We start from the raw sequence: 22,455 nt of genomic DNA, 5'->3' as shown, positions 1-22,455 counted from the left end.
GAAGAATAGCAAATCGCGGTCCCGGGCCGCTGGGCGCCTTCTTGCAAAAGCAGGCACCGGTTCCCTTCCCCCAAGGGGAAAGGGAACCGGTGCCCTTATGTTCTGCATTTCCGACCCGGGCTAGGCGGTTGCCTTGCGCAAGGTGAGATAGGATCCTCCTGCCATCAGCAGGGCCACCAGGCCGCCCCATAGCGTGATCCCCGCGGCGGTCCAGGTCAAGGCCCAGCTCCAGAACTGGTCCCAGTAATTGCCGAAGGTGAACAGGGCGATGATTCCCAGCACGACCACACCCAGCAGGGTGAAGAAAACCACCATGCCCGTGGTGCGCCACCTCATGTAGATGGTCGCTATCAGGAAGCCGACCATGAACAGCAGCACCATCAGCACGAAGTAGAACAGGATCTGGACCAGCCAGTTGTTATCCGCAATCCATTGCAGGGCGAAGAACTGGCCGCCCATGCCCCAACCACCGGTGGCGACTTCCAGCAATCCAATCAGGTAGTAGAACACCGACAGAACCAGTGCGCAGACGGAGAACAGTGCCACGGTTCCCAGATAGAAGGTACGCCGCGAAATGCTCATGGCCATGGAGAACGGGAAGGTCAGCGTCAGCGCCTGGATACCCAGGGCCAGAAAATACCACATCGGCGCTTGGGCGCCGCCGCTGTACAGCCCTTCGTCGCTGCCGTTGCGCCGGACCAGCCACCAGATGGCCAGTGTGAAGAGGAAGGATGCGCACAGGATCATCAGCGGGATTCCGATGAAAGTGGCTTTGTTGATCAGTTGCATGCGGGCGACTTTGATGATGCGGTTCATTTTCTTGCCTCCGTCCGTTCGTCGATCCCTGTTTCGGTGGTGCTGCTCAAGGCGCTGCGGACTACCAGTTGCTGCAGCGACACCGGACTCAGGTCCAGGCCCATGAGCTTCGCTTGTTCGCGCTGCTCCGAATCCAGCTTGGCCTTGATGGTGACGCTGGCCAGGGCGCCGAGTGCATCACGATGGATTACCTGCGCGGAGCCGATGAATTCCTGGACCTTGGCGTCCTCGCCAGTCACCGTTACCGCGGTGCCGCGCAGCTCTTCGGCATCCGAGTCGACGACGATTCGCCCCTTGTCGATCACGATGACGTGCTCGAGCAGGTTAGCGACTTCATCGATCAGGTGGCTGGAGAGCACGATGGTGCGTGGATATTCCGCGAAGTCTTCGACGAGGCGGTCATAGAAGATCTGCCGCGCTACCGCGTCCAGGCCGAGGTAGGGTTCGTCGAAGAACGTGATGTCCGCCCGCGAGGCCATGCCGATGATCACGCCCACCGCAGACAGCTGCCCGCGGGAGAGCTTCTTGATCCTGCGCCTGGTCGGCAGCGCGAACGCCTCGACGAGATCCTGGGCCAGTTCCTCATCCCAGTTCTCGAAGAACAGGGCTGCGGATTTGAAGGCCTGGTGGACCTTGAAGTCATCGGGGTACTTCTGGGATTCGCGGATGAAGCAGATGCGCGAGAGCGTAGGATCATGCTCGAAGGGGGCGTGGCCGAAGATTTCGGCGGTGCCTTGGTCCGCATAGTTCTGCCCGGTCAGGATGGACATGAGCGTGGTCTTGCCGGCCCCGTTTCGTCCAAGCAGCCCGTAGATACGGTCGGGTTCCAGTTCCAGGCTGACGTTGTCGAGCGCTCGCACGTCCTTGTAGGTCTTGCTCAGCTCGCGTGTGGCGATTGCTGTCGTTCGTGGCATGTCGTTCCTCCCTGCCTAGTAGAGATGTTTCAAGAATCCGAACCGGTCTTGATCATGGCGACCAGCTCATCCAGGCCAATGCCCAGCTTGGAGGCTTCTGCGGTCAATGGGGTGATGAATTGCTGTTGGAATTTCTCGCGGCGCTGTTCTCGCAGCCGCCGCGGTGCACCTTCGGTGACGAACATGCCGATCCCCCGCTTCTTGTAGAGCAGTCCGTCTTCCACGAGCCGGTTGATTCCCTTGGCTGCTGTGGCCGGATTGATCCGGTAGAACGCTGCGAATTCATTGGTTGATGGAACTTGCGCTTCTTCTGCAAGAACACCAGAGATGATGTCGTTCTCAATCAGCTCAGCAATCTGCAAGAAGATCGGTTTTGAATCATCAATCATGCTGGCTCCTCTCCGTGCTCATTTCCACTAGGTTAGTTAGTGGGTTAGTTACTCATGTAACTAACCATAGAACCTAGTTCGGTTCTGTGCAATAGCGGGGCGGCAAAATATCCACGGAAAATCCGGTACCCCAAACTGTCCGCCTTGCTATCTATGCTGGGAACTGTCGACGGGGCTGCCCGGAACGGGCACTGGCGATGGTGCGTTCACAGTGGTGAGCACGGAAATGGAGCTGCAGACCGAGACAACGCATGACCCAACCCGAAACCGGGAAGGGCTGGCGATGGCTACGAATAATTTGCAGTATCTGGTCCAGGAAAATAGTGATCGCACGCTGGGCAATGACCGCAATCCACGGGTTGCAGGCCTTTATGGGAGGGACCATGCAAGAACTTTTCAATCGCCTTGAGGCGCCGGATCCGATTCTCGGAGCATTGGATCGCCAGATCCTGCTCGGGCTGTACATGGTGCTTTTCACCGAATCCACCGGTGAAGAAATGGCCCGCGCTACCCGGCGCGAGCTGATCGCCAGGATCCAGGACTCGCGTGCTGGCACCATGCAGCGTCCCGGCCGCAATATCCTGGACTACCCCTTGCGCCGCCCGAACCAAGCGGCATTGAATCGCGCACTGCTCACCGGCACGAAGGGCCAGCCGGTATATTGGTGCCGCCAGGCAAATGCACTGGCTTCCGCGGCGGCCCTGGGTCAGGAGAACGAGTCATTCCGCTGGAATTTGGAGGAACCCCTGCGGGCAGGCGATCTCGTCCTGACGGCATTGGAGGGCACTCCAGCGTTGATGGCCAGCCTTGAAATCACCGAAGCGGATGAGGCGGAGCGGCTCACCTTCACCAATTTGGCGACCTTCACCGACCCGATCTCCGTGGCTGAGCTCGAGTCCATGATCGGCGCAGAACTTCCAGGACGCTCGCAGTATTTGGCAGATTCCCTTGCCCAGAAGCTTCTGGGCAGCATCGGGGATCTTCTCGAACGCCCCCGCCCGATATTCGTCACCGCCGGACCTTGCACTCCCTCGCAGCCTGCGAAGGCCAATGAGGTGCTGGGCGTTGTGGCCATCCTCCAGAAGGCTTCACCGTATGAACCGCTTGCTTGCGAAATCTGCGATCGGGATATTTCTGCCAGGCCCGAGGTCCACCTGCCGCAGAGCCATCACAACGGCCTGCGTTGGGAGATCCAGGACCATGCCGATGAGGTGGTGCTGCTTTGCCGTGGCTGCCACGACATGGCCCACCAGCCAACTCTGGAACAGCTCCGGAAGTTCGCGAAGCCTGCCTGCCCGGAATGCGGGGAACGCAATCCGCTGAAGATCATCTGGGGAATGCCAAGCTTCATGCCCGATGACGACGAGTACGTCACCGCTGGCTGCATGATGCCTGTGGGGCCTCCCGCACAGTGGCAGTGCCGCGCATGCGAAACCCAATACCTGGTGACCGAGTTCGACGAGCGGCCCTACCTGGCCCTGGCACGGTCCGGCGAGAACTTCCCGCACTAGCGCAAGAACGCCAGCAAATCCGTTTCAGGATTTGCTGGCGTTCTTGTTCTATCCGGGATTTGGAGGCTACTTGGCCAAGGCCTTGGTGACCTCGTCGATGATGCTGGGCAGCAACGCGGCGAAGGCGCGAGCCCGGTGCGAGATCGCGTTCTTCTCCTCCGGAGTGTGCTGGGCCATGGACTTGCCGGCGCCGGCAGGTTCGAAGATCGGATCATAGCCGAAACCATGCTCGCCGGCACGCTCGGTGCGCAGCACGCCTTCGACCTTGCCCAGTTCCACGTGCTCGGCACCCTCTGGGGTAGCCAGTGCCGCGGCGCAGACGAACTGCGCTGCGCGGTGCTCGGCTGCAATATCGCCGAGCTGGCCGAGCAGCAGATCGATATTCGCTTCGTCATTGCCGTGCACCCCGGACCAGCGCGCCGAGAAGATTCCCGGCGCTCCCCCGAGCACATCCACGCTCAAGCCGGAATCATCGGCCAGCGCCACCAGGCCGGTGGATGCCGAGATCTCGCGGGCCTTTTTCAGCGCATTGCCCTGGAAGGTGACCTGGTCTTCAACCGGATCGGCAGCCCCAGCGGTGGCGGCGTCGATGACCTGGCTGTCAACATCCAAGCCCGGCACCTGCCCGCGCAGCAATTCGCGCAATTCGCGCAGCTTGCCCTGGTTGCGCGAGGCAAGCACCAGTACCGGCTGGCTCATTTGGTGCTGCTCAGGGTTTCACGCTGGATCTCGGCCAGCTCGTTGGTACCGCCAAGGGCCAGGTCCAGCAGGGCATCCAGCTCCTCGCGCTTGAATGGAACCCCTTCGGCGGTGCCCTGGACCTCGACGAAGTCGCCGGATCCGGTGACCACGACGTTCATGTCGGTCTCGGCGCGAACATCTTCCTCGTAGGGCAGGTCCAGCATCGGGGTGCCATCGATGATGCCCACCGAGATCGCGGCGACCGAGTCGGTGAGCACCTTGGCGTTGGCCTTCACGATGCCCTGTGAACGGGCCCAGGAAATTGCTTCTGCCAGTGCCACGTAGGCACCGGTGATGGCGGCAGTGCGGGTGCCGCCGTCGGCCTGCAGGACGTCGCAGTCCAGCACGATGGTGTTTTCGCCCAGGGCCTTGGTGTCCACGACGGCACGCAGCGAGCGGCCGATCAGGCGGGAAATCTCATGGGTGCGGCCCGAGAGCTTGCCCCGGACCGATTCGCGGGAGTTGCGGGTGTTGGTAGCACGTGGGAGCATCGCGTATTCAGCGGTGACCCAGCCGGTGCCTTCGCCCTTGAGCCAGCGTGGCACGCCCTCGGTGAAGGACGCGGTGCACAGCACGCGGGTGTTGCCGAATTCGATCAGCGCCGAGCCTTCGGCCTGAGCGGACCAGCCACGGGTGATGGTAATGTCTCGAAGTTGCGCGGCTCCTCGGCCGTCAGCGCGTAAAGTCATGCTTCCATCCTAACCACGCGCACCGCGCGATCTGTACGGGTGAACCCGCGAGTTACGGTGAAATGCACCTCGTGGCGCATCCTTGGCAGCTACTGCGGATGCACCACAACGCAGCATCGCCCGGGACGCGGGCTCAGCTCGGCCCGGCTGCAATCCAACTGGCACCCCTCCAAGACGCCTGAAACCAGTTCATAGTTCATGGAGCAGACCAGTTCGGTCTGCTGCTGCGCGACCAGATGGAAGGGGCAGTTCCCCATGGAGATCTCTCCTCGCTCGTCTGCTTCAGGCGCATAGCCCAGCTCGTCCAGCAGCGGCACGAGCCCGCCACTGCCCTGCCCCAGGTTCTGCCCTTCGCCTCGTGCCGCCTGACGCAGCGCCTGGAGCACGACCCCCGAGGCATCGGCACTGGCCGCGTTGGCCAGCAAGCTGCCCAAGAGGCGGTAATTGCGCGCTGGCAAGCTCACGGCGACTTCTTCTTGGGCGAGCGCGTAAAGTTTCGCGGTGCGCCCGGCCCCCGGTCCGTTTTTGCCCTCCGGCCGTGCGAAAGTCACCGCCAGCAATCCTGCGCTTGCCAGCCGGTCCAGATGGTAGGCGGCCAGGGTCCGGCTGATTCCTGCGGCCTTGGATGCCGCGTCGCGTCCCGCCGGTTGCGGGCTTTGCGAAATGAATTCGAATAGTCGCCGCCGAACCGGATCGTTGAGCGATTTGAGGACCGCATCTTGTTGCAAGCTCAGTTTTGTCGACATGCCAGAATTCTATCAACAATGGATCTTGACAAATAGGCCCGAGAGGCGAATTCTGGGTATACGTTCAAACCTTTGGAGGGTGATCGCCATGAGCGCCTCATGGAGCGAGAAGCATCCGGTCTCGCACATACGGGCAACAACAGCTGCATGAGTCAACACCGACCCGTCGTTGAGCGCATTCTGGATCCTGCGCATTGGATTTGTCGTCCTTCCCCTGCTGATGGGACTGGACAAGTTCGCGAACGTGATGACCTACTGGCCGGAATACCTGGCCCCGTGGATCATTGCCATCGTGCCGTTTTCCGCGCAAACCGCCATGCATTTCGTTGGCGTGGTGGAACTGGTTGCCGCCGCATCGATGATCATCAAGCCGCGCTACGCGAGCTATGTGCTGTCACTGTGGCTGCTGGGCATCATCGTCAATCTGGTCTCGATGGGCGTCTTCCTCGATGTCGTCCTGCGCGACGTGGGACTGCTGCTCGCCGCATTGGCCCTGACCCGACTGGCCAGCAAATTCGACAAGCCATGGGGCGCCAAGCACGGCGCCGGCTAGGCTTCTCCCGGGAAAGCGAAAAGCACCGGCGGAGAGGATATTTCTTCCTGTCCGCCGGTGCTTTTCTCCGGTTCCGTGTGCCTACTTCTTGCGTTTGAGCAAGGGGAACTTGCGGGTCTTCTCGTACTTGATGGTCGGCATGGTGCCGGTACGGGTCTTCAGGTAGTCGGTACCGCGCTCCCCCTTGAACAGGGCCGGGTCCTTGTCTTCCTTCAGGCTGCCGGAGTACACGCCGTAAGTCACCCCGGAAACGGCAACAGCGATCCCGCCGTCGTAGGTTTCCTTGGCTTCCTCGACCACCTTGTTGATGTCGGTCCAGACCGGAATGTGCGTCAGCAGCATGCGCTCGGCACCGGCCGCGGTCGCCATTTCGCCAGCACGCTTGCCTGTCAGGTGCACGCCGTCGATATGGTCATCGCGGCCCTCTTCGAAGGCCGCTTCGCACAGGAACATGTCCGCGCCGCGGGCGGCCTCAACCAGGCCATCGCAGCTGTCGGTGTCCCCGGAATAGGTCAGCACGCTGGTCAGCAGCTCGCCGTCGGGGCCCGGCTCGTGCGCTTCCACGCGCAGCGCATAGGCTTCCTTGATCGGGTGGCGCACCGGGTAGGGCGTGATGGTGAAGGGACCGATGTTCACCGGCTGCAAGGATTTCCAGACCTGGAAGTCGTAGTCCTTGGCCATGGTGTCGCCATCGGGCAGGGAGTAGGCCGTTTCGATGCGTTCGGCGGTATCTTCCGGACCGTGCACCAGCATCCGGTCCCGGCCCCAGCCCGTCGGATCCCAGCGAATCGCCACATGCAAACCGCAAAGGTCCATGCAGTGATCCGGATGCAGATGGGAAATCATGATCCCGTCAATGTCTTTTAGATCGGTGTAACGCTGAAGCACGCCCAATGCACCGGAACCCAGATCCAGCAGGATCTTCCAGTCGCGCGTGCCATCAAAGGCCGACACCAGGTAGCAGGAAGCGGGCGATCCCGGCCCTGGGAATGACCCGGTGCATCCAATGATGGTCAGCTTCATTCGTTACTCGCTTTCGACGCGGCAATCATCTGCGGGGTAATCCGCGAAATAGCTCCGGTCGGATAGTGGGCGGCTACATGGTCCACGTGGCGCACCTGCAGCACCTCGGGTCCGAGGAATCGGCGAGCCAGTACACCAAAGCTATCAGCGTTGCCTGTGGCTAGGAACTCATGACGCGCCGCGGCGCCGTCGTTGCGCACCAGGGCATGGCGGGTCAACGCCCGGAAAACGTCCTTTGCCGTTTCCTCGGCACTCGAAACCAAGCTGACCGAATCCCCCATGACATAGGAGATCACGCCGGTCAGCAACGGATAGTGCGTGCATCCCAGAACCAGGGTGTCTACATCGGCGGCCTGCAGCGGCGCCAGGTATTCCTGCGCGATCTCCAGCAGCTCGGCACCGGCGGTAATGCCGGACTCCACGAACTCCACGAAGCGCGGGCAGGCCACGGTGGAGACCTGCAAGTTCGGCGCGGCCGCAAAGGCGTCCTCGTAGGCGCGTGAACCAACAGTCGCCTGGGTGCCGATGATGCCGATCTTGCCATTCTTCGTGCCGGCTACCGCACGGCGCACCGCCGGCTGGATGACCTCGACGACCGGAATGCCATAGCGCGCGGTATAGCGCTCGCGAGCATCGCGCAACACCGCGGCAGAGGCCGAATTGCAGGCAATCACCAGCAGCTTCACGCCACCATCGACCAGCTCATCCATCACCCCCAGCGCATTGGCCCGAACCTGGGCAATGGGCAACGGGCCATAGGGAGAGTTGGCGGTATCCCCCACATAGATCAGCGATTCGCCCGGCAGCTGGTCAATGATCGCGCGGGCCACGGTCAGTCCGCCAACGCCCGAGTCGAAAATGCCGATGGGGGTATTGGCCTCCGGGGCCGAGACCTGCCCGGTAGCAAAGTAGGAATTCATGGATTAGAACTCCGCATCCATCAGTGCAGCCATCAGGGTATCGAGTACCCATGAAATCAGGTTGTACACCAAGGACATGTATTCTTCCGGAGTGTTCACCTCGGATGCATCGAGCACCTCTGCGACCCGGGCTGAATCCTCTTCACTGCGGATTTCCAGGCGCTCTGCGAGCACCAGGCGCACGTCGTTCAGCGCTTGGGCAAAACGCGTCGCGGTGTCCTTGTCCAAGACCAGCTTTTCGGTGTCCAGCAGCATCTGGGCCTCGCGCAGGCGGCCAACCTTTTGCGCGATCAGGTCGGCTTCGGTCAGCCGGCGATGCTCGGCGGCGGCCACTGCGTCATCGCTGGCATCCGGCAGCAGCCTGGCCAGCGCAGGATCAGAAACCGGCGGCAGGTCCATGGACTCGGGCCGCATCCCGGTCAGGGCGTAAAGCGGATCAACATCTTCGGGCAGCTGGTGCAGCTGCGCGCGCTCCTCGAGCATTCCAATGACATCGCCGAAGAGTTCGCGGATCAGTTTTCGTTCTGCGGAGTGCAGTGTTCCGGTAATGCCCTTGGAACCGTTCTTGAAGGCCTTCGCCACGTTCAGGCTCCCTGGGTCATCGTTGCGTTCAGGCCGAATCCGTGCATTGCCTGCACATCGGATTCGATAGCTTCGCGGCTGCCGCTGCGCACCGTGCAGAAGCCGTCATGGTGCACCTGCAGCATGAGCTTCTCGGCTTTTTCCGCGCTGAAACCAAAGTAGGAACGGAACACGTAGGATACGTAGCTCATCAAGTTCACTGGATCATTCCACACGACCAAGCGCCAGGGCTTGTCTTGGGATACCAGGGTTTCAAATTCGGAAAGTACATCGGGCATTGCGGTCATGGCTTCCATTTTACGCTTGGAAGCTGAACGCAACACCGGACACGGCAAATATCACCTTGAGCGTGAGCCGTTATACAGTAAAACCGGTCTGCTTTCCCAAGCAGCACCGTATAAGGCCTTTTCCGATCATCAGGAGCGTCACATGCGCACCAGTCTCTTCACCGACCACTATGAGCTGACCATGCTCCAAGCAGCGCTGGGATCCGGTGCAGCTCACCGCCCGTCTGTCTTCGAGGCATTCGCTCGCCGCTTGCCCGAGGGCCGGCGCTATGGCGTGGTCGCAGGTACTGGTCGCGTGCTCGAAGGGTTGGCAAACTTCCGCTTCGATGACGAACAGCTGCGTTTCCTCAGCGACAACAAGGTAGTCAACGCGGAAACCATCAAGTACCTGGAGAACTTCCGCTTCACCGGCAGCATCTCCGGCTACGCCGAGGGCGAGTTGTACTTCCCGAATTCGCCACTGCTGACCGTGGAGTCGACTTTCGCTGAAGCCTGCGTTATCGAGACTTTCCTGCTCTCGGTCATGAACCATGATTCGGCCATCGCGTCGGCGGCATCGCGAATGATCGCCTCGGCCGGCGAACGCCCATGTATCGAGATGGGCTCGCGCCGCACCCATGAGGAATCAGCAGTGGCTGCCGCGCGGGCCGCCATGATTGCCGGATTCACTTCAACGTCCAATTTGGAAGCCGGTGCCCGCTATGGCTTGAAGACCGTTGGCACTTCGGCCCACTCGTTCACCCTGCTTCACGACACCGAGCGCGCCGCCTTCGAAGCGCAGGTTGCCTCGCTGGGCAAGGACACCATCTTGCTGGTGGATACCTACGACGTGGAGAAGGGCGTACGCACCGCGGTTGAAGTTGCGGGTCCGGAACTGGGCGGAGTCCGGCTGGACTCGGGCGACCTGGTGCAGCAGGCAGGCTGGGTTCGCGAGCTGCTTGATGACCTGGGCAACTGGAACACCAAGATCACCGTGACCTCGGACCTCGACGAGTACGCGATCGCCGCCCTGGCCAGCGCCCCGGTTGACGCCTATGGCGTCGGCACGGCATTGGTCACCGGCTCCGGCCATCCGACCGCGTCGATGGTTTACAAGCTGGTTGCCCGCCAAGACGATTCGGGGCAATGGATTCCGGTCGCCAAGGCCGCGGCGAACAAGGCCAGCGTGGGCGGGCGCAAGTACGCGGTGCGCCAGCTCAATGAGCGCAACCGCGCTGTCGCTGAAATCGTCTCCACTTCCGAGTACACCACCGGCGGCCCCGAGCGGGATCTGGTGGTCCCGTTGGTGCGCCATGGCGAGATCGATCCGGCGTACGTGGGTGCAGCTGGCGTCAAGCTCGCCACCGAGCGCCACTTCGCATCGGTCCAGGAACTGCCAGGCGTGGCACGCAAGATGCAGCGTGGCGAACCGGTCATCCCGACCGTCATGATCCAGGACTAGTCGAACACACGAAAATCCCAGCTGCGGGACGTAGGATCCAGATTCAAGGATCCTGCGGTCCGCAGTTTTCCAATCTCTACACTTCCCCCAGCCAGGAGGCAGCGATGAGCAGAGCCCTGTTGATCATTGATGTCCAACCCGACTTCTGCGAAGGCGGAGCCCTGGCCGTGACCGGCGGCAACGCCGTCGCAACGGCCATTGCCGCGGATATTGCCGAACGCCGCGATGCCTACTCGGCAATCGTCACCACCCAGGATTGGCATATCGAGCCGGGGAATCATTTCTCGGAAACCCCCGACTTCATTGATTCCTGGCCGGTGCACTGTGTCGCCGGAACATCTGGCGCCGCCCTGCATCCGCAGCTCGCCGAGGTGCCCCTGGATGCGCACTTCGCCAAGGGGCGCTTCACCGCAGCCTATTCGGGTTTCGAAGCCAGAGTGCTGGATCCATCGGCTGACCAGGCTGATGAAAGCGGAGAACTGCTAGGTCCATGGCTCAAGGCCAGAGGAATTGACTCTGTAGATGTCGTAGGGCTCGCCGCGGATCATTGCGTAAAGGCGACCGCCTTCGATGCAGCTGAAGCAGGATTCACCACGACCATCATTTCTCCGCTGACCGCAGCAGTCTCACCGGAGAATCTGCCGGCGATACGCGAGGAACTGAGGGCAGCCAAGGTAACGGTGATTTCGCTGGGTTGATGATCCCCCGGAAAGCAGAAACGGCTTTGCTCCTGACCGGATTTTCCGGTCAGGAGCAAAGCCGTTCTCTCGTGGAGCCTATTTTCGCCCGACGAACCAGTCCTGCAGCTTGTCAATGCGCGCCTGCAGCTGGTCAGCAGTAGCCTGCGGCACTGCAGGCCCGCCGCAGACGCTGCGCAGCTTGTTGTGGATCTGCCCGTGCGGGGTGCCGGTGCGGGCAGCCCATGCCGAGACATTCTTCGACAGCTTGGTGCGCAGCTCCATCATGCGGCGGTGGTCGGAGACCGGCTCGGGCTTGGTGCCGCCCTTGGAAATCTGCTTGTTCTGCTGCTTGCGCAGCAGTTCGGAAACCTGTTCGGTGTCCAGCAGGCCCGGGATGCCCAGGAAGCCAAGTTCTTCTTCACTGCCGATGTCGGCACCGGTACCGAATTCGCCACCGTCAAAGAGCACGCGGTCAAAGGAGGCCTGCGAGTTCAGCGCTTCGAATTTATTGCGCGTCAGCTCGTCGCTGGCCTTGTCTTCCTTGTTCGCCGCTTCCAGCAGCGAATCGTCCAGCCCGTCTTCGTCCTTGGAACCTTCACGGTCCAAGGCGTGGTCGCGTTCGACTTCCATCTCGTTGGCCAAGGCCATCAGGATCGGCACCGAGGGCAGGAAGACCGAAGCCACCTCGCCGCGCTTGCGGCTACGCACGAAGCGGCCGACCGCCTGGGCGAAGAACAACGGAGTGGAGGTGGACGTCGCATAAACGCCCACGCAGAGACGCGGAACGTCCACGCCTTCGGACACCATGCGCACCGCAACCATCCAGCGCGCGTCGGATTCGGAGAAATCGTCGATCTTCTGCGATGCCTTGGGGTCATCGGAAAGAATGGTGGTGACCTTCTCGCCACAGATCGCTTCGAGCTGGGCCGCGTAGCCGCGCGCGTCCTCGTGGTCCGTGGCGATGATCAGGCCGCCGGCGTCCTTCACGGTGCGGCGGACCTCCGAGAGCCGCCGGTCAGCGGCCTGCAGCACCGACGGGATCCAGTCGCCGTGCGGATCCAGCGCGGTACGCCAGGCATGGGCGGTGACATCCTTGGTGAAGCCTTCGCCGAGGTTTGCTTCCATCTCCTCGCCGCCGGAGGTACGCCAGCGCATATTGCCCGAATAGGCCATGAACAGCACCGGACGGACCACGTGGTCGGCCAGGGCGCTGCCGTAGCCGTAGGTGTAGTCCGCCTTGGAACGGCGAATGCCATCGCCCTCGTCCACATACTGCACGAAAGGAATCGGGGCCGCATCGGAACGGAATGGGGTACCGGTCAGGGCAAGCCGCCGGGTAGCCGGTTCGAATGCTTCACGAATGCCATCGCCCCAGGACAGGGCATCGCCGGCGTGGTGGACCTCATCCATGATCACCAGGGTGCGGGCATCTTCAGTTTTCGCGCGGTGCACCGCGGGCTTCAGCGAGACCTGGGCATAGGTCACCACCACACCCATGTAGTGCGAGCCGTGCCGGCCGTCGGAGTTCTTGTAGTTCGGGTCCAGTGAGATGCCCACACGCGCCGCCGCATCCGCCCACTGCTTTTTCAGGTGGTCGGTGGGCGCGACAACGATCATGCGGTTGATCTTGCCCGAGTCGATCAGCACTTTGGCCAGGCGCAGCGCGAAGGTGGTCTTACCTGCGCCAGGGGTCGCCACTGCCATGAAGTCCTTGGGCTCCGTATCGAAGTACAGAGCCAAGGCCTCGGCCTGCCAGGCACGCAGCTTCGGCCCAGTCCCCCAAGCCGCACGTTCCGGATACGCTACCGGCAGCTTGTCTTCTAGTGGAAGCTTGTCGCCAAAATCAAAGAGTGTCTCGGTCATTTACCTTTTCCCGGCCGCGTGCATTGTGTGAAGTAGTGCTAGTTCATTCGCAGCACTACCCCATCATGGAGTCGTAGACTTCCTTGCACTCGGGGCATACCGGGAACTTCTGCGGATCTCGGCCTGGCGTCCAGACCTTGCCGCACAGAGCGATCACTGGGTCGCCGGTCATTGCCGACTCCATGATCTTTTCCTTCTGCACGTAGTGAGCAAAACGCTCATGATCTCCGGCCTCGACACTCTGGGTTGTCTCGGTACGTTCAATCGTGGCAGTGCCACCGCGGGTTTCTTCAGACTGTTCCACCATGCCTCCAAGTCTAATACGGATTGCCACTGCTGTCCGCGTGGAAAGCATGGGAGCTTGTCCACATTGACTTTGCCGCGCTGCACTAGGCCGCCCCATCGATTTCTTCCTCTCTGCAAGTCAACAACCATTTTTCAGTGGTCTTCCGATGCGTTGCGGTGCCCTTGGAAGTCAATATTGAGCCAATTGGTCGCGACCCGATCAATATCCTGTGAACCTCCTTGCACCCAAGGCAGGCAAACGGCCGCCTAGCGGAAAACAGCGTCCCGCTAGACGGCCGAAGGCAGCAATTCGGCTGCTGCGCCTACTTATTGAGGATGACCGACTGCATCAGCTCAGGAGTGCGCTTTTCGTACCATTTGCCACCGAGGGCAATGCCGCCGAGCATCAGCCCGATACCCACGACCAGGCCCGCGCCCAAGGTGATGAAGCCGAAGGACTGCGACTGCTTCACCCAGCCGATGATGTACGGAATGAGAACCGGGATCAGCAGGAGGCCCATGGCAAACATGATTCCCAGCTGGGTCAGGGCAATGCGCATGCCATTGCCCGGAGGGGTCTTCATCGGGTTATCACCCGGCAGCGGCACCGAATAGGTGTAGCGGGCCGAGGACACCGACGCGACGCCCAACGCGATGAGCAGCCCAGCCAGTGACAGGCCCAGGTCTCCCGGGATGCGCCACAGCGCACCGGAGATGAGGCCCGGCAAAATGGCTGCCGCCAGGACCGGAACGATGGCAATCAGGAAACAGGACAGCACTCGCCCTGCACGATCTGCGCGTCCGGAAATGCCGGTCAGCGCGTGCAGCGCAAAGGCGGTGTTGTCATAGGAAATGTCGGCCGAGATGGAGAAGCCCATCAAGATGCCGATCAACGGGCCCAGCAGGAACATCATCACGTAGCTGCCGGTCTGGTTGCCGGTGAACCAGAAGAGCAACGGCAGCATCGGCACAATGAGCACGCCAATGGCATAGCGCGGATCCTTGAACCAGTAGGTCAGTGCGCGGGCAGCCACGGCGCCCGTTGGCGTGGCCGGCATCAACTTGAAGAAGCCCAGCCCCTTGGCCGTGGCAGCGCGCTGCTCTGGCGGCGGGGTCACCGTGGCTTTGGCGGTAGCCCGAGCCAGCAGGAGGTACAGTCCGCCAAGGTAGAGCAAGCCCAGCGCCAGATGGATCGCCATCTGGCCGTATTGCGCCGAGGCAAAAGCCCCGGGAATCGCGGCAAAGGCACCCAGCGGGGTGTACCCCAAGACCGAGGCAATCGGCTGGATCCAGTCGCTCATACTCTGCGCGGCAGCCAATGCCGAGGTCACGATCGGCCCCAAGGCGATGAGCACCACGAACAGCAGCACGAAAGTCAATTCACGGAATCGGCGCTTGGCCCGCAGTGCGGTCGCCATGATCACCAAATACTGGCAAAGCAGAATCGCCATCACCGCGGTCGCCACCGCTGCCAGCAGTGCCAGCATGAGCGCGCCCGCATCGAAGCGCCACATCAGCGAGGCGCCGAGCAGGCCCGCAATGGTCAGCACCGCGGGAATCGAGATAAAGCCAGCCAGCACCAGCGCTGGCCCCAAGGTCTTTTCCGGAATCCCGAAGTGGACAAAGCGTGAAGGTTCCAGGGTGAGGTCAACACCGGTCAGCAGCGGCGGGATAATGGCCCAGCCCAGCACCACGGCCGAGCCGATCAGGGTGAAGATTTCGCCCTGGAAAGGAATATCGCCGGCGGTAAACCACATGGCCATGGTCAGCATGGTTATCATACCCAGTGCGTACAGGCCACCAATGATGACGCCAATGAGCTGGCCGACGGAGCGCTTGAAGCCGTTGGCGAGCAAGCGCAATTTCAAGCTTAGGACGTGCGCAACCATGACAGCCCCTCATTATTGGCGCGGCCGCCCACCAGATCGACGAAGCGATCTTCCAGGCTCATGCCACCGCGGACTTCATCCACGGTGCCCTGCGCCTTGAGCATGCCATCGGAAATGACCGCGACATGCGTGCACATGCGCTGGACGAGGTCCATCACATGCGAGGAAACGATGACGGTGCCGCCGAATTCAACGTAGTTATTCAGGATGTCGCGGATATTCGCCGCCGATACCGGGTCCACCGCCTCGAACGGCTCGTCCAGAACCAAGAGCTTTGGCGAGTGGATCATCGCGGTAGCCAAGGATATCTTCTTGGTCATGCCGGCCGAGTAGTCCACCACCAGCTTGTCTCCGTCATCGAGCAAATCCATCACGCGCAGCAGGTCTTCGGTACGCTGGGCAACTTCTGCGCGTTCCATGCCGCGCAGCAATCCCGAGTAGGTCACCAGCTGGCGGCCGGTCAGCCGGTCAAACTGGCGCACGCCATCAGCCAGGACTCCCAACGTGGCCTTGGCCGCTTGCGGATCAGCCCAGATATCCACGCCGTTGACCAGCGCTTGGCCTGAATCCGGGCGCAGCAATCCAGTGGCCATGGAAAGCATGGTGGTCTTGCCGGCACCATTGGGTCCGACAAGACCGTAGAAGGAACCCGCAGGAACTTGCAGGCTGACGTTGTTCACGGCAATCTTGGCGCCGAATTGCTTGGCAAGACCCCGAATGTCCAGTGCGATCTGATTCATAGCTCAAGGCTAGCAATGCCCCTAGTCAGAACGCATCATCCTTTGGAGTTAAACCCAGGTATAAGACAACCGCCGCGACCCTGGGAAAAACCCTGGGTCGCGGCGGTTGAACTGCTTGGTCCAGTCCCTGGACGTCAGCCTAGAAGAGTACGCGTGCCAGTTTCTGCCGCGAGGCAGCTACGCGTGGATCGCTGTTGCCGATTACCGCATAGAGCTCAATCAGGCGACGGCGGACCCGCTCGCGGTCTTCATCAGCCAGGCGGGAGATCAGCGAAACCAGTCGGGCGAAGGCATCTTCAACATGCCCGCCCACCACGTCCAGATCTGCTACATCCAGCTGGGCTGCGATGTCTTCAGGGTTCTGCGCGGCTTGCTCGCGGGACTTGTTCAGATCCAGGTTGTGCGTGCGCGAGAGCAGTCGAACCTGGTACACACCGATCTGCGCGTCCTTGTCGTTCGGCTTCTCGTTCAACGCTTCCAGGTAGGCGGCCTCGGCGGCGGCGTAGTCCCCGGCATCGATGGCGTCCACGGCCTTCTGGTGCAGCGGCGGCAGCTCTGGCTCAGGCTCGCCGGCCTGCCCGGAGAATGCCGGGGCGGTACCGCTCATGCCCTGCTGGACTGCGAGCTGTTCAAGCTGTGCGAAAACCTGGACAATCTGCTGTTCATCGGCAGGCCCCTGGAACAGCGGCACCGGCTGGCCCTTGATCAGCGCAACCACCATCGGGATCTGCTGCGCCTGGAAGGCCTGGGCGATCTGCGGGTAGGTTTCTGCATCCACCAGGCCGAGGATGAATTTGCCGCCCTTGGCATCCACCAGCTTGCGCAGCGTCGCATCCAGGTCTGCCGAGACCTGCACGCGAGGCGAGCCGAGGGAAACGATGGCAGGTACCTGCTGGGACATGCCGACGAACTGCTGGAACGCAGCCTCATCCAGATTGGTGGTCCAGCTTGCCGGACCAGCCGGCATGCTGCCGGAAGCTTCCGGGCCTTGGCTCGCCAGGGCGGAGAGATCTACCGCACCACGGGTTGAGGGAATGTTCTGATCAGTCATGGGGGTTAGTCAACTTCCTTCACATCGAGCAGGATCTGGCTTGCAGAGATCAGCTGGATCTTGTCCTTGGAACCGTCGGCTGGCAGGTAGAACATCACCGGCTCGGCGTAGGTGCTTTCCACGTCGCCGTTCGAGGAGCTGGATCCCAGCAGCTGTTCGGTCAGCTTGTCGGTGCTCTTGAGCGGGTCAGCGTCTTCGGTGCGCACGAAGAGCGCCTTGTTGTTCAGCTTGCCGGTAACAATCGCTCCGCCATCCGGGGTGGAAACCACCTTGGTGTCGCCCTTGGTGACCGTGCGCTTGTACTTGACGTCCGCCTCGTTGGCTTCCTTGGACTCATCCTTCTGGGCTGCGTGCACCGCCTTGATGAAGTCCGATTCGGCAAACTTGTCCTTGTCCTTGGCTTTGCCATCGGTCAGCACGTTGCCCAATGCTTCCAGAGCCTTCTCCGGGGTCATCTGCAGGCCCTCGGCGTTGGCAGCCAGCTGCTTGGTCGACGGGTCGCCAACGGCGATGCCCGGGAAGGTGGAGTTCGGCAGCATCTGGCCGGCGAAGACCACCTTGAAGTTATCTCGGGCGTTGGCCTGCACCAGGGTCAGCGCCTGCGGCAGGGTGTCGGCATCATTGTTCTTCGCGGTCACCACGGAGATCACGCGGGGGAACTTGGCTTCATTCGCATTCGGCACAGCGGCCGAGCGGATGACCTGGGTAGTGAGCGCCAGCGGCTTGTCTACCTCGAACTTCTCCTTGAGCATGTCGTAGCGCTTATCGCGCAGGTACTTGAACGCCCCGGCGCTGCGTGGTTCCAGGGCTTTGGCATCGCTCTTCTCATCGGCCTTGGCTACCTGCTTCTGGGCATCAGCCAGAACGCGCTTGAGCTGCTCTTCGGTGATGACCGGGAAGCTGGATACTTCTTCAACCGAGGAAGAAGCGGACTCGGAGCCCTTGGCATCATCGGACGCCTTGGCGTCCTGCGACTTCTGCTCGGATTCCGAAGGCTTGGCGCTGGACTCGTCGCTTGGCGCCATGGGCAGCGAAACACCGGAGATCGCCAGGGCCACCACGGCCACGGCGGCGACCGAGTGCTGGGTGTTCGACCCGCTCTTCGGCTTGCCCGGGCGCATGACCAGCAGGGCCAGTCCGAAGACCAGCAGCAGCGAGCCGGCAATGATCAGCGGCAGGGCAAATGGCATGGCGTCGTCGTTCGCGTAGGTTACCGAGATATCCACCGGAGCGGCATCCTTTCCGCCTGCGGCCAGCAGCAGGGACCAGTCGCCGGAATCCGGAGCGGTCCAGCGGTAGGTCATGGTCTGATCCGCGGTCTGCGAGTCGAAGAAGATGTCATCACCGGCGGGATCAGGCGCATCGGCCTTGCCCTTGGCGTGCTTGGCGATCATCTTGTGGTTTTCGGTGTCGATGCCGGTGACCGATACATGCGATGCATCGCCGATCCACGCCTCGACGTCATAGTCGCGGCCCAAGGAAGCAGTGAATTCGCCCTTCGACTTGATCACCAGTTCCACCGGGTCCAGCTTGGGGTCGTTGACCGAGGATTCAATCAGGGTCAGCGGTGCCTCATCAGCTAGTTGCGGCATGCTCGCGGTCACCGTTTCGGGCGGGGCCCAAAAGGTCTTCTGTCCGATGCCGACTACCAGGGCCGCGGCCCCCAGCAGCATCGCGATCACGGAGATTACTTTTCGCACAAGTTCACCTATTCGCCTACGTCTCACAGCTGTTCTTTGACAAGTCTAACGAGTTGCGGCCGATCATGGTTCCGATCCGCGCCTGTGAACTGGCTCAACAACGCAACAGCACGGTGTCTTGAACCACTTAACAGTGGCCGATGCGCGATATGCTCTGACCCATGGAGCCTGATCAGCCGCACCCGCATCGCGATAAGCACGTACCCGAGCCGCGTTCCGACGCGTCGGATCGCTCTTCCGGGCCGGCAACCTCCGGCCCGGAATCCACAGCGCATTCCCAGCCTCATGAGGGCAATTCCCAATCGGAATCACCTGCGGCCGCCAGCGCGCAGGCCCGTTATCCGGGCGCTGCGCCGACGGGCGCTAATGCATCCCGCGAGGGCTGGACCAAGAAGATCGCCGAACGCGTGGGCAAGATGCTCAACACCCCGCAGCGCAGTGCGGCCCTGGGCGAGGAACCGGAGCATCCGCTGGATGGCTCGCCGGAACCGATTCCGGCGCTGCATCCTATTTCCATGGGCTTCTTGGGCACCATTGGCGTGGGCATCGCCCTGGGCGGCTACTACCTGCTGACCAACGTCGGTTCGCTGATGACCTGGATTGCCATTGCGCTGTTCATCGCGCTGGGCCTTGATCCGATTGTGCGCTTCATGATGCGCAAGGGATTGACCCGTCCGCTGGCTGTGGCCGCGACCATGGTCAGCTTGCTGGCGATCTTCGGCGGCTTCATGGCCTTGATCATCCCTACCCTGGTCAACCAGATCACCGCCTTCATCACGCGGGCGCCTGAAATCGTGGATGATTTCCTCAATAGCGATTGGGTCCGGGAAATCGACCGGCAATACGCGGTTTCCCAGCGCATCACTACCGAGGTCGACCGTTTCTTTGGCGATTCGGGCGCGGTGACCAATGTGTTCGGCGGCGTCCTGGGCGTATCGCAGACCGTCGCCCAGTCCATGTTCGGCGTGCTGATCGTGCTTGTGCTGGCCATCTACTTCCTGGCTTCGCTGCCAGGGATGATGGGCTTCTCGCTGCGCCTGGCCCCGCGCTCCAAACGCGACCGCGTGGCCGAATTGACCGTGCGCATTACCCGCTCCGTGGGCAATTACGTGATGGGCCAAGCCACCGTGGCCATACTGAACTGCCTGGTGGCGCTGGTGCTGATGAGCATCCTGGGTGTGCCATTCACCGCGCTGCTCACCTTGCTGGTGGCGATGCTGGCCTTCATCCCATTGGTCGGCGGGGTGATCGCCGGCGTGCTGGTCACCTTGGTGACATTGTCATTGGGCTGGCAAACCGCCCTGATCTACGCGGTGTGCTACTTCGGCTACCTGCAAGTCGAGGCGTATTTCGTTTCGCCGCGCATCATGCGCCGTGCGGTGGCAGTGCCCGGCGCGGTCGCGGTGATCTCGGTGATTGCCGGCGGCACCTTGGCCGGGGTCACCGGTGCGCTCATGGCCATCCCGGTGGCAGCCAGCGCCATGATCCTGCTGCGCGAAGTCTTCATCGCCCGGCAGGACCGCCGCTAGCACCTGCCCTTTAGGCAGCTGGCCTAGTAGCGGTAGGAACGGGTTTCCCAGCAGTGCGGATGCCAGTGGCGGCGCGCGTTGGCCGCGGCGTCATCGCCCGACCAGTGGTCCGCGCGCCAGGCGACCACATGGGCAACTCCAACTCCGATGGAACGGTGGCACCCCGGGCAGGAATAGGGCTTATTGGCGTTCATCGGCGCAATCTTGCGCACATGCCATTGGCCGTCGGGGGCATCCTGGCGCAGCACCACGCCGAAACGGGCACGCTGCATCCACTCTTCCTGGCCCGAACCGTAGCCCTGCTCTTCATCCCCGGATCCGTAGCCGGAGCCGGAGTTCCGGCCTTGGGCGGGTCGGGAATTCTTGGAGCGGCGCGGGCGGTTGGAACGTGGCATGTCTTTAATCATGCCGTATCTCCCGGCACAAGTCGCAACCAGCTAGTAAAGTGTGTGGGGTGCGTTTAGTGGTAGCGAAGTGTTCAGTTGATTACGAGGGCCGTCTTCGAGCCCACCTTCCGTTGGCGACCCGCTTGATCATGGTCAAGGCCGACGGCTCGGTACTCATCCACTCGGACGGCGGCAGCTACAAGCCGCTGAACTGGATGAATCCGCCGTTGATCCTGCGCGAGGCAGATCCCGATGAGGACGCCGCGGCATTGGGTGCCACCGCTACCTGGACCGTGTCCAGCGCGAAGACCGATGACAAGCTGACCATCCACTTCCATAGCTTCGAGCACGACTCGGCCCACATCCTGGGCACCGATCCGGGGCTGATCAAGGATGGCGTCGAAGCCGACCTGCAGCGCCTGCTGGCCGAGCAGATCGAGTTGCTCGGCGCCGGCCACCAGTTGGTCCGCCGTGAATACATGACCGCCATCGGCCCGGTGGATATCCTGGCCCGTGATGCCAAGGGCGCCACGGTTGCCGTGGAGCTCAAGCGCCGTGGCGATATCGACGGCGTGGAGCAGCTGACCCGCTACCTGGAGCTTCTGAACCGCGATCCCCTGCTCAAGCCGGTTACCGGCATTTTCGCCGCCCAGCAGATCAAGCCGCAGGCCCGCACCTTGGCCGAGGACCGCGGCATCCGCTGCCTCACCTTGGATTACGACGCAATGCGCGGAGTCGACGACTCGGCAGGACGCCTCTTCTAGGGTTGCGGGTCCTCCCCGAGCTGCCTGGCCTTGGCGCATCCGCTGCTGGCCGGATGCTGCTGCCTGGCAGCCTTAGCTTGGCCCTGCAGAAAACTGCATCCCGACTGCTAGTCTGATCTCCTCTACCAAAAGCGCTCGGTGCCGCACGGTCCGGGCCGCCAGGCTCGGGAGGTCCATTGGATCCGCTGACAGCTTCGCTCATGGCCATTGGCAGCGGTTCCGCTGCGGGCCTGCGGCCGTATTTCACGGTATTGGCCCTGGGCATCGCGGGACTCGTGATCCCCGATACCGCACCTGACATGATCGCTTCTGCGGCACGGCAGATTCCTGAAAGCATCACCAATCCGTGGGTCCTGGCGATCTGTGCCGTACTTGCCATCGGCGAGGCCGGCCTGGATAAGATCCCTTTCCTCAATCTGTCCATGGAAACCATCTCGGTGTGGCTGCGGCCTGTTTTCGGTGCTCTGGTTGGCATCGGCCTTGGCGCCAATTCGGGAGTCGAGGTTGCCGTCCTCACCGGACTGCTCGGTGCGGGCTCCGCGCTGTCGGTGAGCCTGGGCAAATCGTCGATGACCGCGGCGACCAATGCCGTGCCCGAACCCATCACCCAATGGGTGCGCAGCCTGGCAGAAGATCTTGGCGCGCTGGTTCTCGTCTTCGCAGCTGTGCTGGTTCCCGTACTGGCTGCCGTGCTCGGACTCGTTGCCATTGCCATCGGCTTCTTCCTCTACCGCATGTTCCGCAGGGTCTACCGGTCAATGAAGAACCGGGTCGGCAGCATCAGGCAGAACCGGGCCGCCGCGCACTCCGCGCGCGAAGCGCAGCTGGCCTCCGGCGCGAAGACCAGCACGCTGCAGGCCCTGCAGGCCCTGGCCACCGGCAACGCGCCGGCTTCCGAAGATCCTACGGGCAAGGACAGCTAGCGCCTCGCCTTGGCCAGGAGCCCGACGCACTGG

The 22,455-nt window shown here is 62.1% G+C and carries 23 protein-coding genes and 1 pseudogene; 7 read left to right on the top strand and 17 right to left on the bottom strand.

What is annotated here, in order from left to right:
* Positions 1 to 120: 120 nt before the first annotated feature.
* Genes ACIQTS_RS15425 through ACIQTS_RS15415 form a run of 3 tightly spaced genes read right to left on the bottom strand, consistent with a single transcriptional unit; the run spans position 121 to position 2,119 of the window.
* Positions 121 to 816: a hypothetical protein gene (locus ACIQTS_RS15425; RefSeq protein WP_400290805.1), complete on the bottom strand. Its 696-nt coding sequence runs from the start codon at positions 814 to 816 to the stop codon at positions 121 to 123.
* Positions 813 to 1,730 (bottom strand): ABC transporter ATP-binding protein, encoded by a 918-nt coding sequence (locus tag ACIQTS_RS15420; RefSeq protein WP_402473806.1) that lies wholly within the window; start codon positions 1,728 to 1,730, stop codon positions 813 to 815. The genes ACIQTS_RS15425 and ACIQTS_RS15420 overlap by 4 nt, the downstream gene beginning before the upstream one ends.
* Positions 1,731 to 1,759: 29 nt before the next feature.
* Positions 1,760 to 2,119: a GntR family transcriptional regulator gene (locus ACIQTS_RS15415; protein ID WP_181148913.1), complete on the bottom strand. Its 360-nt coding sequence runs from the start codon at positions 2,117 to 2,119 to the stop codon at positions 1,760 to 1,762.
* 383 nt (positions 2,120 to 2,502) lie between these two features.
* Here ACIQTS_RS15415 and ACIQTS_RS15410 point away from each other — a divergent pair, with 383 nt between their 5' ends.
* Positions 2,503 to 3,630 (top strand): HNH endonuclease, encoded by a 1,128-nt coding sequence (locus tag ACIQTS_RS15410; RefSeq protein WP_402473805.1) that lies wholly within the window; start codon positions 2,503 to 2,505, stop codon positions 3,628 to 3,630.
* Positions 3,631 to 3,696: 66 nt separating this feature from the next.
* Here ACIQTS_RS15410 and rdgB read toward each other — a convergent pair whose 3' ends face one another.
* From rdgB to ACIQTS_RS15395, 3 genes are all read right to left on the bottom strand, one after another.
* The gene (rdgB, locus tag ACIQTS_RS15405) at positions 3,697 to 4,329 is read right to left on the bottom strand and encodes an RdgB/HAM1 family non-canonical purine NTP pyrophosphatase (protein WP_105662599.1); all 633 of its coding nucleotides are present in this window, start codon (positions 4,327 to 4,329) and stop codon (positions 3,697 to 3,699) included.
* Positions 4,326 to 5,060, bottom strand: a complete 735-nt coding sequence (rph, locus tag ACIQTS_RS15400; RefSeq protein WP_105662598.1) for a ribonuclease PH — start codon at positions 5,058 to 5,060, stop codon at positions 4,326 to 4,328. Before rph ends, rdgB begins: the two co-directional genes overlap by 4 nt.
* An 89-nt stretch (positions 5,061 to 5,149) precedes the next feature.
* On the bottom strand, positions 5,150 to 5,806 hold the full coding sequence (locus tag ACIQTS_RS15395) for a helix-turn-helix transcriptional regulator (protein WP_402473804.1): 657 nt from the start codon (positions 5,804 to 5,806) through the stop codon (positions 5,150 to 5,152).
* 169 nt (positions 5,807 to 5,975) lie between these two features.
* Here ACIQTS_RS15395 and ACIQTS_RS15390 point away from each other — a divergent pair, with 169 nt between their 5' ends.
* Positions 5,976 to 6,359: a hypothetical protein gene (locus ACIQTS_RS15390; protein ID WP_402473803.1), complete on the top strand. Its 384-nt coding sequence runs from the start codon at positions 5,976 to 5,978 to the stop codon at positions 6,357 to 6,359.
* A 228-nt stretch (positions 6,360 to 6,587) separates the two neighbouring features.
* Here ACIQTS_RS15390 and ACIQTS_RS15385 read toward each other — a convergent pair.
* From ACIQTS_RS15385 to clpS, 4 genes and pseudogenes are all read right to left on the bottom strand, one after another.
* Positions 6,588 to 7,382, bottom strand: a pseudogene (locus ACIQTS_RS15385) (MBL fold metallo-hydrolase); the annotation flags it as partial.
* A complete protein-coding gene (gene murI / locus ACIQTS_RS15380; RefSeq protein WP_105662596.1) occupies positions 7,379 to 8,302 on the bottom strand; it encodes a glutamate racemase in 924 nt (307 codons plus the stop codon). The pseudogene ACIQTS_RS15385 and the gene murI, both read right to left, overlap by 4 nt.
* A gap of 3 nt (positions 8,303 to 8,305) precedes the next feature.
* Positions 8,306 to 8,884 carry a DUF2017 domain-containing protein gene (locus ACIQTS_RS15375; RefSeq protein WP_400290795.1) on the bottom strand — a complete coding sequence of 193 codons (579 nt, stop codon included), beginning with the start codon at positions 8,882 to 8,884 and terminating at the stop codon, positions 8,306 to 8,308.
* A 2-nt stretch (positions 8,885 to 8,886) separates the two neighbouring features.
* Positions 8,887 to 9,171, bottom strand: a complete 285-nt coding sequence (clpS, locus tag ACIQTS_RS15370; protein WP_105658428.1) for an ATP-dependent Clp protease adapter ClpS — start codon at positions 9,169 to 9,171, stop codon at positions 8,887 to 8,889.
* Positions 9,172 to 9,313: 142 nt separating this feature from the next.
* Between clpS and ACIQTS_RS15365 the strand changes: the two genes are divergently transcribed.
* Positions 9,314 to 10,612: a nicotinate phosphoribosyltransferase gene (locus tag ACIQTS_RS15365; protein ID WP_402473802.1), complete on the top strand. Its 1,299-nt coding sequence runs from the start codon at positions 9,314 to 9,316 to the stop codon at positions 10,610 to 10,612.
* Positions 10,613 to 10,716: 104 nt separating this feature from the next.
* Positions 10,717 to 11,310: an isochorismatase family protein gene (locus ACIQTS_RS15360; RefSeq protein ID WP_402473801.1), complete on the top strand. Its 594-nt coding sequence runs from the start codon at positions 10,717 to 10,719 to the stop codon at positions 11,308 to 11,310.
* A 78-nt stretch (positions 11,311 to 11,388) separates the two neighbouring features.
* Here ACIQTS_RS15360 and ACIQTS_RS15355 read toward each other — a convergent pair whose 3' ends face one another.
* From ACIQTS_RS15355 to ACIQTS_RS15330, 6 genes are all read right to left on the bottom strand, one after another.
* A complete protein-coding gene (locus tag ACIQTS_RS15355) occupies positions 11,389 to 13,155 on the bottom strand; it encodes a DEAD/DEAH box helicase (protein WP_105658425.1) in 1,767 nt (588 codons plus the stop codon).
* Positions 13,156 to 13,210: 55 nt separating this feature from the next.
* Entirely contained in the window at positions 13,211 to 13,462 is a 252-nt protein-coding gene (locus ACIQTS_RS15350; RefSeq protein ID WP_105658424.1) for a DUF3039 domain-containing protein, read from the bottom strand.
* A 301-nt stretch (positions 13,463 to 13,763) separates the two neighbouring features.
* A complete protein-coding gene (locus ACIQTS_RS15345) occupies positions 13,764 to 15,329 on the bottom strand; it encodes a transporter (protein WP_400290789.1) in 1,566 nt (521 codons plus the stop codon).
* Positions 15,311 to 16,069 (bottom strand): ABC transporter ATP-binding protein, encoded by a 759-nt coding sequence (locus ACIQTS_RS15340; RefSeq protein ID WP_105658422.1) that lies wholly within the window; start codon positions 16,067 to 16,069, stop codon positions 15,311 to 15,313. The genes ACIQTS_RS15345 and ACIQTS_RS15340 overlap by 19 nt, the downstream gene beginning before the upstream one ends.
* Positions 16,070 to 16,208: 139 nt before the next feature.
* The gene (locus ACIQTS_RS15335) at positions 16,209 to 17,120 is read right to left on the bottom strand and encodes a co-chaperone YbbN (RefSeq protein ID WP_402473800.1); all 912 of its coding nucleotides are present in this window, start codon (positions 17,118 to 17,120) and stop codon (positions 16,209 to 16,211) included.
* A 5-nt stretch (positions 17,121 to 17,125) separates the two neighbouring features.
* Positions 17,126 to 18,820, bottom strand: coding sequence for a hypothetical protein (locus ACIQTS_RS15330; RefSeq protein WP_402473799.1), 1,695 nt, complete (start codon positions 18,818 to 18,820; stop codon positions 17,126 to 17,128).
* Positions 18,821 to 18,981: 161 nt separating this feature from the next.
* Here ACIQTS_RS15330 and ACIQTS_RS15325 point away from each other — a divergent pair, with 161 nt between their 5' ends.
* Positions 18,982 to 20,349: an AI-2E family transporter gene (locus ACIQTS_RS15325; RefSeq protein WP_402473798.1), complete on the top strand. Its 1,368-nt coding sequence runs from the start codon at positions 18,982 to 18,984 to the stop codon at positions 20,347 to 20,349.
* Between the two features lie 23 nt (positions 20,350 to 20,372).
* Here the strand turns inward: ACIQTS_RS15325 and ACIQTS_RS15320 are convergent, their stop codons facing one another.
* A complete protein-coding gene (locus ACIQTS_RS15320) occupies positions 20,373 to 20,744 on the bottom strand; it encodes a hypothetical protein (RefSeq protein WP_105658418.1) in 372 nt (123 codons plus the stop codon).
* 59 nt (positions 20,745 to 20,803) lie between these two features.
* Here ACIQTS_RS15320 and nucS point away from each other — a divergent pair, with 59 nt between their 5' ends.
* The gene (gene nucS, locus ACIQTS_RS15315; RefSeq protein WP_105662590.1) at positions 20,804 to 21,499 is read left to right on the top strand and encodes an endonuclease NucS; all 696 of its coding nucleotides are present in this window, start codon (positions 20,804 to 20,806) and stop codon (positions 21,497 to 21,499) included.
* Positions 21,500 to 21,675: 176 nt separating this feature from the next.
* On the top strand, positions 21,676 to 22,422 hold the full coding sequence (locus tag ACIQTS_RS15310; protein ID WP_400290777.1) for a DUF4126 domain-containing protein: 747 nt from the start codon (positions 21,676 to 21,678) through the stop codon (positions 22,420 to 22,422).
* Positions 22,423 to 22,455: the final 33 nt, after the last annotated feature.

The organism is Glutamicibacter sp. NPDC090743, from assembly GCF_044769125.1.
Taxonomy (GTDB): Bacteria; Actinomycetota; Actinomycetes; order Actinomycetales; family Micrococcaceae; genus Glutamicibacter.
Note: the sequence above shows the minus strand (reverse complement) of the source record. Positions and strands in the feature narration are given on the sequence as shown.

Excerpts from the sequence above, each read along its gene's own strand:
- ACIQTS_RS15425 (WP_400290805.1), bottom strand. The coding sequence starts at position 816 with ATGAACCGCATCATCAAAGTCGCCCGCATGCAACTGATCAACAAAGCC.
- ACIQTS_RS15420 (WP_402473806.1), bottom strand. The coding sequence starts at position 1,730 with ATGCCACGAACGACAGCAATCGCCACACGCGAGCTGAGCAAGACCTAC.
- ACIQTS_RS15415 (WP_181148913.1), bottom strand. The coding sequence starts at position 2,119 with ATGATTGATGATTCAAAACCGATCTTCTTGCAGATTGCTGAGCTGATT.
- ACIQTS_RS15410 (WP_402473805.1), top strand. The coding sequence starts at position 2,503 with ATGCAAGAACTTTTCAATCGCCTTGAGGCGCCGGATCCGATTCTCGGA.
- rdgB (WP_105662599.1), bottom strand. The coding sequence starts at position 4,329 with ATGAGCCAGCCGGTACTGGTGCTTGCCTCGCGCAACCAGGGCAAGCTG.
- rph (WP_105662598.1), bottom strand. The coding sequence starts at position 5,060 with ATGACTTTACGCGCTGACGGCCGAGGAGCCGCGCAACTTCGAGACATT.
- ACIQTS_RS15395 (WP_402473804.1), bottom strand. The coding sequence starts at position 5,806 with ATGTCGACAAAACTGAGCTTGCAACAAGATGCGGTCCTCAAATCGCTC.
- murI (WP_105662596.1), bottom strand. The coding sequence starts at position 8,302 with ATGAATTCCTACTTTGCTACCGGGCAGGTCTCGGCCCCGGAGGCCAAT.
- clpS (WP_105658428.1), bottom strand. The coding sequence starts at position 9,171 with ATGACCGCAATGCCCGATGTACTTTCCGAATTTGAAACCCTGGTATCC.
- ACIQTS_RS15365 (WP_402473802.1), top strand. The coding sequence starts at position 9,314 with ATGCGCACCAGTCTCTTCACCGACCACTATGAGCTGACCATGCTCCAA.
- ACIQTS_RS15360 (WP_402473801.1), top strand. The coding sequence starts at position 10,717 with ATGAGCAGAGCCCTGTTGATCATTGATGTCCAACCCGACTTCTGCGAA.
- ACIQTS_RS15355 (WP_105658425.1), bottom strand. The coding sequence starts at position 13,155 with ATGACCGAGACACTCTTTGATTTTGGCGACAAGCTTCCACTAGAAGAC.
- ACIQTS_RS15350 (WP_105658424.1), bottom strand. The coding sequence starts at position 13,462 with ATGGTGGAACAGTCTGAAGAAACCCGCGGTGGCACTGCCACGATTGAA.
- ACIQTS_RS15345 (WP_400290789.1), bottom strand. The coding sequence starts at position 15,329 with ATGGTTGCGCACGTCCTAAGCTTGAAATTGCGCTTGCTCGCCAACGGC.
- ACIQTS_RS15340 (WP_105658422.1), bottom strand. The coding sequence starts at position 16,069 with ATGAATCAGATCGCACTGGACATTCGGGGTCTTGCCAAGCAATTCGGC.
- ACIQTS_RS15335 (WP_402473800.1), bottom strand. The coding sequence starts at position 17,120 with ATGACTGATCAGAACATTCCCTCAACCCGTGGTGCGGTAGATCTCTCC.
- ACIQTS_RS15325 (WP_402473798.1), top strand. The coding sequence starts at position 18,982 with ATGGAGCCTGATCAGCCGCACCCGCATCGCGATAAGCACGTACCCGAG.
- ACIQTS_RS15320 (WP_105658418.1), bottom strand. The coding sequence starts at position 20,744 with ATGCCACGTTCCAACCGCCCGCGCCGCTCCAAGAATTCCCGACCCGCC.